The organism is Geotalea uraniireducens, assembly GCF_027943965.1.
Taxonomy (GTDB): domain Bacteria; phylum Desulfobacterota; class Desulfuromonadia; order Geobacterales; family Geobacteraceae; genus Geobacter; species Geobacter uraniireducens.
In genome coordinates this window covers 2,533,846-2,545,663 of sequence record NZ_AP027151.1, presented here as the reverse complement: position 1 = coordinate 2,545,663, position 11,818 = coordinate 2,533,846, and the positions used below count along the sequence as shown (strand labels likewise).

Here is an 11,818-nt window from a genome sequence, read left to right as displayed (position 1 = left end):
GATGAAGTACGGTCGGCATCTCATAGTAGCGGTGATTCTGTTGGTGGCGGCACTCTTGCTTTCGCATCCTGTTTCGGCAAAGGAGAAGGAAGAGGGCACTACGGCCGGTAAACACCATAAAATTGCGGTGAAGAAGAGTGGTAAAGCGAGTACGCGGGCTGGAAAAAAACAGGCAAAATCAGCTGCTGACGGCAAAGAGGCACACCGCGTCGCAGCTCAGTCGGACAGTTCGGTAGCGGAGCGTGAAAGTGCCGCAGCTCATTCAGTTCTCGGAACAGTTACCGAGATCCGGTCTTGGTCGAATCCGGATTACAGCAGGGTGGCAATTACCGTCGACCGGGAAGTCCGGTTTGCCGCCAACCAGATCAAGCAGCACCGTGACGATGCCTATCCCTCGCGCATTTACATCGACCTGGAAGGAAGTCGTCTCGGCGCTGGCGTGCATGACCTGCCGATCGGTGACGGTTTTCTCAAAACCGCCAGGGTCGGTCAGTTCAAGGCGGATATTGTCCGGGTGGTGCTGGATGTTGAACATATCAAGGACTACAAGGTCTTTGCCTTGTCCGACCCTTTCCGGATCATTGTCGACGTCAAGGGGGAACGTCCGCTTGAGTTGACGAAACTGACCCCCGTGCTGCAGCCGGCACCGCAGCGTCTCCCGGAACCGGTAGCGCCGGAAATCAAGTCCAAGCCAAGTCAGGAAAAACCCGCCGCGCCGTTCAAGCCGGGCAAAATCAGGCGGGTGGTTGTCGATCCGGGGCATGGCGGCCACGACCCCGGGGCAATCGGCGCTGGCGGTACCAAGGAAAAGGATGTGGTGCTGGCCATTGGCCTGAAACTGGCGGAAAAGCTTCGCGACGAACTCGGCCTTGATGTTGTGATGACCCGTTCCACCGACGTGTTCATTCCCCTTGAAGAGCGAACCGCCATTGCCAATAAAGTGAACGCCGACCTGTTCGTTTCGGTGCATGCCAACGCGTCGCTCAATCGCGCGGCGTCGGGCATCGAGACGTATTACCTCAATCTGGCCAAGACGGAGAAGGCTGCCCAGGTAGCGGCGCGGGAAAACAATACGTCGCTGGAAAAAGTAAGTCTGCTTCAGGCGATTCTTTTCGACCTGATGGCGAATTACAAGCTTAACGATTCAGCCCATCTCGCCGACGAGGTCCAGCGGGCTCTGAACAAAAAAATGCACGGCTCCTATTCAGGAGTCAAGAACCTCGGGGTAAAGCAGGGGCCTTTTTACGTTCTGGTCGGTGCCACCATGCCGAGCATTCTGGTCGAGTCGGCCTTCATCAGCAATGAAGCCGAGGAAGCCCGGCTCAAGGATCCTGCTTTCCAGGAAAAAACCGCTGAAGGGATTGTCGAAGGGATCAGGGGGTACATCCAGTCTCTCGACAGGAACAAGTAGCTTTTCGAATAACGGCAATGCTTCCGGTGCGGGGCGTTGTCCCTTGATCTTCTCGTTTCGATATAATTGAGGTCTTATGGAATTCGATATCGATCGTTATTTTCCCGACACGTCGCAGGAAGCGGGCGATGCCGGCCGCGCGTCCTTCGAAGAGAAACGGCCGCTTTACCTGGCAGCCTGCAAGCACTTCCTCAACCACTATCGGGAGGAGATCAAGCGTAAGCATCGCTCGGGAGCCAGTGGCTTGGTAGTGGTCCGTGATATTACCGCCATGACCGATACCCTGATCCGGAAGTTGTTCCGGAGCATAACCCGCGATCTCGCCCAGCCGGGGCGTGGCCGCGAGCACCTGACGCTCATGGCCATCGGTGGCTATGGGCGCGGGGAGCTGAATCCCTTTTCCGATATCGACTTGATGTTTCTCCATAACGGCAAGGATGCCGGCCGGGTTGAGGATATTGCCCAGAAGCTCCTCTATTTCCTCTGGGATATGCGTCTCGACGTGGGATATTCGGTCAGGACGCTTCAGGACTGCATCGAGATGGCAGCCACGGACCTGACGGTGCGAACGGCGCTGCTCGATGCCCGGGTCCTGAGCGGGAGTCGCTTTCTCTTCAAGGACTTTGGCAAGGTGATGCTGACCCAGATTCTGGCCCGGCGCAGCGATTCTTTCATTAAGGAGAAGGTTTCGGAGCTGAAGAAGCGTCGTGAGAAATTCGGCTCTTCGGTCTATTTGCTGGAGCCGAACATCAAGGAAAGCGAAGGGGGGCTACGGGACCTGCATACCGCCCTCTGGGTGGCGAAGATCAAGTATAAGGTCCATAGCGCCAAGGAGCTGGTTATCAAGGGAGTGCTGACCGAGGAGGAGTTGGCCAGTTACAATGACGCCTTGTCGTATCTGTGGCGGGTCAGAAACGAACTGCATTATCTGGCCGGCCGGAAGAATGACCAGCTGACATTCGATGCCCAGGGGAAGCTCGCCAAATTTTTCGGATATTCAGATGTCGGCAAGAGTCTGGCAGTCGAAGAATTCATGCGCGATTATTACCTCCATGCCACGAAGGTCGAGCATATCTCCTCCTCGCTGATTTCGAGTTGCGCCCGCAAGGACGACGGTGCGTTTAAAATCCTCGGTTATTTTATCCGCCGGCCGATCGGCGACGGGTTCTACATTATTCGCGGCGAACTGGCAATTCCTGACGAATCGGTCATTGAGCAAGAGCCGGCACGGCTGATGAGAATCTTCGAGTATGCCCAGAAACACGGAGTGGCACTCAGCCTGAGCGTCAAGGCGCTCGTCCGGCGCAGTCTCAACCTGGTGAACGACAAGTTCCGCCGCAGCCGCGAGGTGAACCAGTCGTTCTTCGCCATTCTCCGCTCCGACAAGGATGTGGCCGGCACTCTCAGACTGATGCACCATCTGGAGTTCCTTAACCGGTTTATTCCCGAATTCGACCATATCTATTGCAAAGTCCAGCACGACCTCTATCACATTTATACGGTCGATATCCACTCCCTGTTTGCCGTGGAAGAGATCGTCAAGCTGCTCAAGGGAGAGTATGCCAAGGACCTTCCACTGCTGACCAAACTGGGGCGGGAAGTCGATAAACGTGAATTGCTGCTCTTGGCGGTACTGTTCCACGATATCGGCAAAGGCGAGGGCGGGGGGCACGCCGAAAAGGGGGCGGATATGATTCCGACCATTGCCCGGCGGATGGGGCTGTCGAAAGAGGACAGTGAACGGCTCGAATTTCTGGTGCGCCATCACCTGCTGTTTGCCCATATTGCCCAGCGGCGTGACCTTCATGACGAAAAGATGATCATTCAGTTTGCCCGGCAGATGGAGAAGAGCGAAAACCTGAAAATGCTCTATTTGCTGACTTATGCCGACATTAGGGCGGTTGGTACCGATGTCTGGACCGAGTGGAAGGCTATGCTGCTACAGGAATTGTACGAGAAGGCTTTCAACGTTCTGGAACGGGGGGATTTCAAGCTGGAGGCCCGCAGCGAGCGCGTGAAGGGTGTCAAACGCAAGGTGCTGGCGACCCTCGGCGAAGAGTATCCGGCTGCTGCGGTCAAAGACGAACTGAAGGCCATGACTCTGCGGCATCTCCTCTCGAATACTCCCGAGGTGATTGCCGAGCATGTAAAGATTTTGTTGGCACTCAATCAAGACAGTATTATCGTCCGGGTTGGCCATGAGCCGGACGGGGGGTACTCCACCTATACCATCTGTACGTACGACATCCCCGGGCTCTTCTCCATGATCACCGGTGTCATGGCGGCCAACGGCATCAACATCCTCGGGGCCCAGATTCATACAAGCGCCAATGGTAAGGCGCTCGACATTCTCCAGGTCAATTCGCCCCAGGGATTCGTTATCACCGACGAGAGCCGCTGGAAACGGGTCGAAGATGACCTGCGGCAGGTGCTGAGCGGCAAGCAGCAAGTTGCGGCGCTGGTCGCCAAACGGCAACGGCCGAGTCTCCTCGCCGACCGACCCAAACCTCGCTTTGCTCCCCGGGTCGAGATCGACAACGATGTTTCGTCGGATTACACGGTCATTGATATTTATACCCACGACACGATCGGCCTGCTTTACCGGATCACCAGCACCCTCACCGAATTAGGGCTTTATATTGGCGTGTCCAAGATTTCGACGAAGGTTGACCAGGTTGCCGATGTCTTCTATGTTAAGGATATTTTCGGCCACAAGATTTCCAGTGCCGATCGGCTGGACGAGATCCGGACGCGGCTGCTCGCCGCAGTCGAGTGATAGGTTGTGGACCACTATCTCGATCTCTTCCTGAGCTATCTGCTGGTGGAGAAAGGGCTGGCGCGCAATTCGCTGGAATCTTACAGCCGTGATATCGTTAAGTACCTGGCGTTTCTCCATAAACGGGGCGTTGGCGAACCGGATGCGATACGTCCGCCCGATATCGCCGATTTTTTGGCGCAGCTGAAAGGGGATGGCCTTGGGGCTCGCAGTCGTGCCCGGGCGCTCTCCGCCGTCAGGATGTTCCACAAGTTTCTGATGATCGAGGGATATGCCACGGGCAATCCGACCGGTCTGATCGAGGCCCCCAAAACCTTGCGCCGGCTCCCCCAGGTCCTTATCGGTCGGGAAGTGGAACTGCTCCTGGCGGCGCCGGCTGGCGACGGTCCCGCCGCGCTCCGCGACCGGGCGATGCTGGAACTTCTTTACGCTACGGGGTTGCGGGTTTCGGAACTGGTCGGCTTGACGGTTCGGGATGTCAACATCAGCGCCGGTTATCTGCTGACTTTCGGCAAGGGGGGGAAGGAGCGGCTGGTCCCGATGGGCGAATCGGCTTGCGCCGCCTTGGAGCGTTATCTGGCGGCTGGGCGGCCGACAATGGATCGGCAGGGCGATAACCGGTACCTCTTCCTGACTAGGCTTGGCGACCGGATGTCGCGGCAGGCGTTTTGGAACATTATCAAAAAACGAGCCGGCGAAGCGAAGATCGGCAAAAACATCTCGCCGCATACGCTCAGACATTCATTTGCCACCCATCTGCTCGAAAACGGCGCCGATTTGCGCAGTGTCCAGGCAATGCTTGGCCATGCCGATCTTTCGACGACCCAGATTTATACCCATGTAACCCGTGAACGGTTGAAGAGAATTCACGAAGAATTCCATCCGCGCGGCTGATTGGGATAGCTACCGAAATTGCCATGAAAGGATCTGATCGATGAAGTACATTGTTTTGCTTGGCGACGGCATGTCTGATGAAAAACTGAAAGTACTCGATAATAGGACCCCGTTGCAGGCAGCGAAAACTCCCCATATGGATCTGATGGCCAGAAGCGGCAAGCTTGGGCTTGCCAGGACCGTTCCGAAGGGGTTGCCGCCGGGGAGTGACGTCGCCAATCTGTCGGTGTTCGGTTACGATCCCCGCAGCTGTTACACGGGGCGTTCGCCTCTCGAGGCTGCCAGCATGGGGGTCGAGCTCAGCCCGAACGATGTTGCCTTCCGCGTTAACTTGGTCAATCTTGAGCCGGCCCGCGGGACCTTGATCATGAACGACTATTCCGCCGGCCACATCTCTACTGAGGAAGGGAGGGAACTGATCGAGGCGCTGCAACGGGAGCTGGGGGACCAGGAATTCCAGTTCTACCCGGGGGTCGGTTATCGTCACCTGCTGGTCTGGCGCAACGGCAAGAGTGAGATCGTGGCAACCCCTCCCCACGATATCTCCGGGCAGAGCATCCTGGAGTACCTTCCTCGGGGCGACGGCGCCGATCGGTTGATTTACCTGATGAATGCGTCGCAGCTGGTGCTCAATAATCATCCCCAGTACCGGCAGCGGCTCGACGCCAATAAAGTCCCTGCCAATTCCATCTGGCTCTGGGGACATGGCAAGGCACCGAAAATGGAGTTGTTCAACAGCCGGTTCGGACTCAGCGGCGCGGTGATCTCTGCTGTCGACCTGATCAATGGAATCGGGGTTTGCGCCGGCCTGGACGTGATCAAGGTCGAGGGGGCCACTGGCTATCTCGATACCAACTATGAGGGGAAAGTCGCAGCCGCCCTGGCTGCCCTGGAGACGCATGATTTTGTCTATCTGCATATCGAGGCGCCCGATGAGGCGTCCCATTCCGGCAATCTTGATCACAAGCTCCAGGCAATCGAAGATTTTGACGCCCGCGTCGTCGGCCCGATCCTTGAGGGGATCAAACGGTTTCCCGCCTACCGAATCCTTTGCACTCCCGACCATCCGACGCCATTGCGGCTAAAAACCCATACAGCCGCTCCCGTGCCATTCATCGTCTATGGTGGAGAAGCACCGGGAACAGAGAGTAGTGTTGCCGGCTACGACGAGGAATCGGCGAAGGCAACGGGAGTTGTCATCGATGAAGGGTTCCGCCTGATGGATATCCTGCTGGGCCGGTAAATAAAAAAAGGGGCGTCATTGGACGCCCCTTTTGGTTCGTTCTCATCGGCAGCGACCGAATGGGAACTGGTTTGCGGTGGCTGGGTGTTGTTACCATCGACGGTAAATGGGACCGAGTGGCCGGTACCAGTATGGTCCCGGCCAGTAACCGTAATAATAGGGATCGTAATTGTAGTAGGGGCCTGGGACCGGGTAGGGATAGCCGCTTTCGTTTTCGTAACGTTTCCAGATGTGAATCTCCTTGATCACCAGTACCGGGTAGGTATAGTCGACTTCGTCGAGGGGCTGAACCCTTTTGCCATTCACTTCGCCGACAAGCGTCACCAACCGTCCCGGCTTGTAAATCATCCCGTCGAGAAAGTCGTGCGACAGCGCGAGGAAACGTCCCTCGGTGTGAAACACATCCTCTGGCATGCCGGAATCGTCCAGTTTGACCTGCATTATTTCCAGCTGGCTGCCTTCCTTGGTGTTCTTGACCCCGGCAATGACGCCGCCGAGCATCACGTATTTGCCGACAAACGCCTCGGGATTTTGCTTCAGCTGGGCGAATGTTAGCCGGCTATCGACGAGGCTGCGGGTCTTTTCACTGATGACCGGCGTCGCGCATCCGGCGAAGAATGCCACGCCCAGCAGCATAACGGCGAGAACAGTTTTCATGGGAACCTCCTCTCAGACAGCTGTCTCTAGTATACGATTTCTCCGGAAGATATCAATTTGCCGGCGGTCGTCGGTTCAGTCCCACCGTATTTCCGGTTCGGAAAAAGTCTGGAATTGACGGTTCCTTCCATGCTATAAAAATCCGATTGGTCATTGGCAGGAGGAGATAATGAGAATCTGTGTCATCGGTACGGGGTATGTCGGGCTTGTTGCTGGCACCTGTTTTGCCGAAAGTGGCAACAATGTCATCTGCGTCGATGTGGACGAAGCGAAAATAGAAGGGCTGCGTAACGGGGTGATCCCGATCTATGAGCCGGGGCTGAAGGAACTGGTGCATCGTAACAGTGCCGAGGGCCGTCTGTCTTTTACTACCGATCTGGCAGCGGCGGTCAAGGAATCGCTGATCAGTTTCATCGCGGTCGGCACGCCGCCGGGAGAGGATGGTTCGGCCGATCTTAAGCATGTCCTTGGTGTCGCCCGGGAAATCGGGCGTCATATGGAAGGATTCAAGATTATTGTCGATAAGTCAACGGTGCCGGTCGGTACCGCGGACAAGGTGCGGCAGGCCGTGCAGGGCGAGCTTGACCGGCGCGGCGTTTCTCTGGAGTTCGACGTGGTTTCCAATCCCGAGTTCCTCAAAGAGGGGGCGGCGATTGACGACTTCATGAAGCCGGATCGGGTGGTGATCGGTGCGGACAACGTTCGGACCGCCGAAATCATGAAGGAACTGTATTCGCCTTTTATGCGCAAGACCAACCGACTGATCGTGATGGACATCCGGAGCGCTGAGATGACCAAGTACGCGGCGAACGCGATGCTTGCAACGCGGATTTCCTTCATGAACCAGATCGCCAACCTTTGCGAACTGATGAATGCCGACGTTTCTGCTGTCCGTGAAGGGATCGGCTCCGACTCCCGGATTGGCTACGACTTCCTGTTTCCGGGGGTTGGTTATGGCGGCTCCTGCTTCCCCAAGGACGTGAAAGCCCTGATCAAGACGGCGGAGGAGTGCGGCTACGATTTTCTGCTTCTCAAGTCGGTGGAACAGGTAAATGAGCGGCAGAAGCGGCTCCTCCCCGAAAAAATCCTCGGCTACTTCGGCAACAACGGTGCAAGCCGGCCATTGGCCGGGAAAACCATCGCTGTCTGGGGCCTTTCGTTCAAACCTCGTACCGACGACATGCGAGAAGCGCCGTCGATTGTCATTATTGAACGGCTGCTTGAGCTGGGTGCCACCGTCCGGGCTCATGATCCGGAAGCAGTCAGGGAGGCCCGGAAATTTTTCGGCGACCGGATTACCTATTCGAGCAGCAATCAGTACGATATCCTTGCCGAGGCCGATGCGCTGGCGATCATTACCGAGTGGAACGAATACCGTAATCCGGATTTCGAGCGGATTCGCGCTCTTCTCCGCCAGCCGGTGATCTTTGACGGGCGGAATCTATACAAGCCCGCCCGGATGCAAGAGATTGGCTTCGAATATTTCTCGCTCGGGAGAACCCCGACCGGATCTGTCGAGAAATAGGAGCGTCCGTGAGAATCCTGGTGACCGGCGGTGCCGGCTTTATCGGCTCCCATCTCTGTGAACGGCTGCTGAAAGATGGCCACGATGTCCTCTGTCTGGATAATTTTTTTACCGGCTGCAAGACTAATGTCGCTTCCTTCCTTGGTGGGTCACGTTTCGAGCTGATCCGTCACGATATCACCGAGCCGATCCTGCTGGAAGTGGACCGGATCTACAACCTTGCCTGTCCGGCTTCTCCGGTCCACTATCAGTACAATCCGGTCAAAACGATCAAGACGAACGTCATGGGTGCCATCAACATGCTTGGCTTGGCGAAACGGGTCAAGGCCCGGATCCTCCAGGCGTCGACTTCGGAAGTCTATGGCGATCCGGAGGTTCACCCGCAGCCCGAATCATACTGGGGGCATGTTAACCCGATCGGTATCCGGAGCTGTTACGACGAGGGGAAGCGGGTTGCCGAAACCCTGATGATGGACTATCATCGGCAGAACGGCGTCGATGTTCGCATCGTCAGGATCTTCAATACGTACGGGCCGCGGATGGCAGTCAACGACGGACGGGTGGTTTCCAATTTTATCGTCCAGGCGTTGCGCGGTGAGGATATTACAGTTTTCGGCGATGGCAGCCAGACCCGCTCATTTTGTTACGTCGACGATCTGGTTGACGGCCTGGTTCGGATGATGGAGTGCGATGAAGGCCCCGGTCCGGTCAATCTTGGTAACCCAGCAGAAAATTCCATCCTGGAATTTGCCCGGCAGATTGTTTCACTTACCGGATCGCAGTCCAGGATAGTCTATGCGCCCCTGCCGGCGGACGATCCGAAACAGCGGCAGCCGGACATTTCTCTGGCCCGACATCTGCTTGGCTGGGAACCGGCTGTGCCGTTGACCGTCGGGCTCCAGCGAACGATTGAATACTTTGCCACCCTCGGATCGGCTCTTTAGGCTGCCTTGGAGGACGCATGCGGAAGCGGATGTATCTGATCCCCGCCGGTTGTATTCTGTTCATTCTCTACTTTACCGTGTTCGGTGAGCGGGGATTGTTGCGCATCTACCATCTTAGCCAGGAAAAAGAACAGATGTTGCAGCATGTCGATGAGACCCGTCAGCAGAACGAGAACCTGAAAAGGGAGATCGAAGCGCTCAAAACCGATAAGCGCTATTTGGAAAGTATTGCCCGGAAAGATTTCGGCTTGGTGAGGCCCAACGAAATAGTCTATCAATTCCCGGCTGCGGACAAACCCGGCCAGGTGACGACGCAGCGGCCGGTTTCGACGGCGGCAGGGAAAAAATAGGTAATGCCGGGAGGCATGCTCCCGGTTTTAGTCAAGCAGGAGATACCACGATGAACCGGTCAACGAGACAATCCTGCGCCGTCTGCGCCTGGCGCGCAACCTGCGCGAAGAAATTCTGTGTAACCGATGGCGGTGCTCGGTGTCCCGATTATACGCGGGATATTTCCGTCAAGGATCTGGATGATGAAAGTGAGGGGAAGAATGAATCCGCTTGAAGGATCAATGCGCGATAAAGTACGTCAGTTGATTGCGGAGAGTTTGCAAAGCTGTTTTGCCGATGGCTCGCTCGGCTCGGGTCAGATGCCGGCAATCGTGATCGAACAACCCGGCAATCCGGAACATGGGGATTTTGCCTGCAATATCGCCATGGTGCTTGCCAAAGCCGAGAAGAAGGCTCCCCGCGTCGTTGCCGACGCGATCATCAAGCATCTTGCAGACCCGGCAGGTCTGGTCGGCAGTATCGAGGTGGCCGGCCCGGGGTTCATTAATATCCGGTTGACCAATAGCGCCTGGTGCGGTTGTCTTGGGCAGATCGAGACTGCCGGTAACGATTATGGAAAAAGTTCAGTCGGGGCAGGGAAGCGGGTTCAGGTCGAGTTCGTGAGCGCGAACCCGACCGGGCCGCTCCACATCGGCCATGGCCGAGGTGCGGCTACCGGCGATGCGATTGCTTCCATTCTTGGCGCTGCCGGTTTCGCGGTGCAGCGGGAGTATTACATTAATGATGCCGGCAACCAGATGAACACTCTTGGCCGGTCGATTTTCCTGCGCTATCGCGAATTGCTTGGCGAGGCGGTTGATTTCCCGCAGGACTGTTATCAGGGGGACTACATCCGGGGAATTGCCCGCGACCTGCTCACCAAGCATGGCGACAAGTATCTGGCTCTTCCCGAAGATGAGTCGATTCGTTATTTCGCCAAGGTTGGCGGCGACATTATCCTCAAGGGCATTGATCAGGATCTGCGTGATTTTGGGGTTGTGTTCGATACCTGGTATTCGGAGCAGTCGCTTTTCGACCGGAACAAGGTGACGGGGGCGATTACGGCGCTGCAGGAAAGCGGCATGATTTACGAACAGGATGAGGCGCTCTGGTTCAAGACGACCGATTTCGGGGACGACAAGGATCGGGTGGTAGTGAGGAGCAATGGCGTCACGACTTATTTTGCGTCGGATATTGCCTACCACCGGGAAAAGTACGAGCGCGGTTTCGACTGGGTAGTCGATGTCTGGGGGGCGGATCACCACGGGTATGTCCCCCGTCTGAAGGGGGTGGTTCAGGGCCTCGGCCGGAGCGCCGACGACTTGAAAATTGTTTTGGTGCAACTCGTTGCCCTGTTGCGCGACGGCGTACCGGTCGCCATGTCGACTCGTAGCGGCGAATTCGTTACCCTCAAAGAAGTCGTCGACGAAGTCGGCCGCGATGCCGCCCGCTTCTTTTTCCTGATGCGCCGCTCCGACAGTCAGCTCGATTTCGACCTCGAATTGGCCAAAAAGCACAGCAGCGATAATCCGGTATATTATGTCCAGTACGCCCATGCGCGGATCTGCAGCATCTTCGACAATGCCATCGAGAAGGGCTTTACCGTGCCGACGTATGCCACTGCCAAGACTGAGCGGCTCGGGACAAAGGAAGAGCTTGATCTTGTCAAGACCCTGGCCTCCTACCCCGAGGTGGTCGAAGGAAGCGCCCTCAATTTCGAACCGCACCGGATCACCTATTACCTTCAGGAACTGGCCGGATCGTTCCACTCCTTCTACAACAAGAACCGGGTTATCACTGAAGATGCGGATCTGACCGCGGCACGGCTCTTTCTTTTGAAATGTGTGGCCCAGACGCTGCATAACGGCCTTACGGTGCTCGGAATTGCGGCACCGGAAAAGATGTAGCGAGCGGAAAGCATGGTAATCGATTATCGTGAACGAAAGCCGGTTAACAAAAACAAACCGAAATCAAAGCCGGTAGGCTTGATGCTCAGTGCGGTTGTTGTTGTTGCAATCTGTTCGTTTGGCGCCGGCGT

9 protein-coding genes are annotated in these 11,818 nt (G+C 56.4%); 8 read left to right on the top strand and 1 reads right to left on the bottom strand.

What is annotated here, in order from left to right; genetic code table 11:
• Nucleotide 1 precedes the first annotated feature (1 nt).
• The 4 genes from QMN23_RS11915 to QMN23_RS11900 all read left to right on the top strand — a co-directional run bounded on the left by QMN23_RS11915 (nt 2) and on the right by QMN23_RS11900 (nt 6,324).
• Complete coding sequence (locus tag QMN23_RS11915) at nt 2-1,411, top strand: N-acetylmuramoyl-L-alanine amidase (protein WP_281999525.1); 1,410 nt, start codon at nt 2-4, stop codon at nt 1,409-1,411.
• Between the two features lie 76 nt (nt 1,412-1,487).
• Nucleotides 1,488-4,187, top strand: coding sequence for a [protein-PII] uridylyltransferase (gene glnD / locus QMN23_RS11910; RefSeq protein ID WP_281999524.1), 2,700 nt, complete (start codon nt 1,488-1,490; stop codon nt 4,185-4,187).
• 6 nt (nt 4,188-4,193) lie between these two features.
• Nucleotides 4,194-5,081: a site-specific tyrosine recombinase XerD gene (gene xerD, locus QMN23_RS11905; RefSeq protein ID WP_281999523.1), complete on the top strand. Its 888-nt coding sequence runs from the start codon at nt 4,194-4,196 to the stop codon at nt 5,079-5,081.
• 40 nt (nt 5,082-5,121) lie between these two features.
• The gene (locus QMN23_RS11900) at nt 5,122-6,324 is read left to right on the top strand and encodes a cofactor-independent phosphoglycerate mutase (RefSeq protein ID WP_281999521.1); all 1,203 of its coding nucleotides are present in this window, start codon (nt 5,122-5,124) and stop codon (nt 6,322-6,324) included.
• A gap of 90 nt (nt 6,325-6,414) precedes the next feature.
• Here QMN23_RS11900 and QMN23_RS11895 read toward each other — a convergent pair whose 3' ends face one another.
• Nucleotides 6,415-6,981 (bottom strand): Slp family lipoprotein, encoded by a 567-nt coding sequence (locus QMN23_RS11895; protein WP_281999520.1) that lies wholly within the window; start codon nt 6,979-6,981, stop codon nt 6,415-6,417.
• A 169-nt stretch (nt 6,982-7,150) separates the two neighbouring features.
• Here QMN23_RS11895 and QMN23_RS11890 point away from each other — a divergent pair, with 169 nt between their 5' ends.
• From QMN23_RS11890 to argS, 4 genes are all read left to right on the top strand, one after another.
• Nucleotides 7,151-8,506 (top strand): UDP-glucose dehydrogenase family protein, encoded by a 1,356-nt coding sequence (locus QMN23_RS11890; RefSeq protein ID WP_281999519.1) that lies wholly within the window; start codon nt 7,151-7,153, stop codon nt 8,504-8,506.
• Nucleotides 8,507-8,514: 8 nt separating this feature from the next.
• Complete coding sequence (locus QMN23_RS11885; RefSeq protein ID WP_281999517.1) at nt 8,515-9,450, top strand: UDP-glucuronic acid decarboxylase family protein; 936 nt, start codon at nt 8,515-8,517, stop codon at nt 9,448-9,450.
• A 17-nt stretch (nt 9,451-9,467) separates the two neighbouring features.
• Entirely contained in the window at nt 9,468-9,800 is a 333-nt protein-coding gene (locus tag QMN23_RS11880; RefSeq protein WP_281999516.1) for an FtsB family cell division protein, read from the top strand.
• A 222-nt stretch (nt 9,801-10,022) separates the two neighbouring features.
• Nucleotides 10,023-11,687 carry an arginine--tRNA ligase gene (gene argS / locus QMN23_RS11875; protein ID WP_281999514.1) on the top strand — a complete coding sequence of 555 codons (1,665 nt, stop codon included), beginning with the start codon at nt 10,023-10,025 and terminating at the stop codon, nt 11,685-11,687.
• The last annotated feature ends 131 nt before the right edge of the window (nt 11,688-11,818 follow it).

Excerpts from the sequence above, each read along its gene's own strand:
- QMN23_RS11915 (WP_281999525.1), top strand. The coding sequence starts at position 2 with ATGAAGTACGGTCGGCATCTCATAGTAGCGGTGATTCTGTTGGTGGCG.
- glnD (WP_281999524.1), top strand. The coding sequence starts at position 1,488 with ATGGAATTCGATATCGATCGTTATTTTCCCGACACGTCGCAGGAAGCG.
- QMN23_RS11900 (WP_281999521.1), top strand. The coding sequence starts at position 5,122 with ATGAAGTACATTGTTTTGCTTGGCGACGGCATGTCTGATGAAAAACTG.
- QMN23_RS11895 (WP_281999520.1), bottom strand. The coding sequence starts at position 6,981 with ATGAAAACTGTTCTCGCCGTTATGCTGCTGGGCGTGGCATTCTTCGCC.
- QMN23_RS11890 (WP_281999519.1), top strand. The coding sequence starts at position 7,151 with ATGAGAATCTGTGTCATCGGTACGGGGTATGTCGGGCTTGTTGCTGGC.
- QMN23_RS11880 (WP_281999516.1), top strand. The coding sequence starts at position 9,468 with ATGCGGAAGCGGATGTATCTGATCCCCGCCGGTTGTATTCTGTTCATT.
- argS (WP_281999514.1), top strand. The coding sequence starts at position 10,023 with ATGCGCGATAAAGTACGTCAGTTGATTGCGGAGAGTTTGCAAAGCTGT.